Here is a 1,294-nt window from a genome sequence, read left to right as displayed (position 1 = left end):
GACTAATCGTCAGCCCCGTGAACCCGAATAGCAGCGTCAATAGCAGTGACAAATAACAGAAGAATGCATAAGGCAGATAGTCTAATACCGGCACCCCTAACGCCTGACTGATAAACACCCCGCACACACTCCAAGGCACTAATGGATTAATCACCGTTCCCGCATCTTCAATCGTCCGCGACAGATTCTTAGGATGTAAATGTAGACGCTCAAACGTCGAGCGAAAGGCCGTACCCGACAGTAGAATACTCAAATACTGCTCACCAATCAGCACGTTAATGCTCAATGCAGACATCGCGGCTGCAAAGATAGCTCGTCCTGAAGTTGTCAATGTGTCCTTAATACCAGATAGCAGTGCTGGCAGAATACCTAGTGCCGTTAATAGACCACCTAAGCTTAGGGCTAGTATCACAATCGCCTGGGTAAAGAACATACTCTGTACACCACCACGTGACAGCATACCACCTACTTCCCCTAGCTCTAATGACTCAGCAGGGGCATAGCCTGCAAACAAGTAACCACCCAATTGACCAAAGCTTGGTGAGCTGTGTACATAAGTAATGATCAGTGCCACAGCAATAGTACAGATAATCGTATAGATCGCATTGACCCGAAACAGTGCCAATCCGACTAATACGATAAAGGGTAATACCGAATACCCATGTACTAGACCACTGTCTATCAGTTGTCCTTGCAATATGATTACTTGACTCAGATCAGCACTGGTCGTCTGTCCTGAGAACATCCAAAACAAGATCACCGTCAGTATCCACGCAGGTACTGTCGTATACATCATATTGCGAATATGCTCAAACAGATCAATACCGACGACAGAGGACGCAATCGTACAAGTATCGGACAATGGCGACATCTTATCGCCAAAGAAGGCGCCTGATACTACCGCCCCCGCTGCTATCGCCACGTTGGCATCGAACGCATTACTCATACCAATAAACGCCACGCCAAGCGTTGCTGCAGTCGTCAAACTACTACCTAGAGCAATACCGATAATAGAGGTTAAGATAAAGGCAGAAATGTAATAATACTCAGGTGATATCAGCTGAAAGCCTACATACATGAGTGTAGGTATAGTACCTGACATCATCAAAGCCGCAACCATCAGTCCAATAAAGAAGAACAAATAGATGGCACCGATACCACGCATGACACCTGAGGCCATTTGAGCTTGCATGTCATCAAAGCTGAGACCTTTGTACATACCGATAGCCAGTAACACACAGATGGCGAGGATAAGAGACAGATGAGGCACCCAGCCAAAGCCGATCATGGTGAT

At 46.5% G+C, this 1,294-nt stretch carries 1 protein-coding gene; it reads right to left on the bottom strand.

Features of this window, described 5'->3' with window-relative positions; translation table 11 throughout:
* The coding region (locus I3249_RS13015) for a Na+/H+ antiporter NhaC family protein (RefSeq protein ID WP_238070243.1) at window positions 1-1,294 on the bottom strand (1,294 nt) is incomplete at both ends.

The organism is Psychrobacter sp. Ps1, from assembly GCF_022129425.1.
In the GTDB taxonomy this organism is placed as follows: domain Bacteria; phylum Pseudomonadota; class Gammaproteobacteria; order Pseudomonadales; family Moraxellaceae; genus Psychrobacter.
The sequence above is the reverse complement of the archived record's forward strand: the minus strand, read 5'-3'. Positions and strand labels throughout refer to the sequence as shown.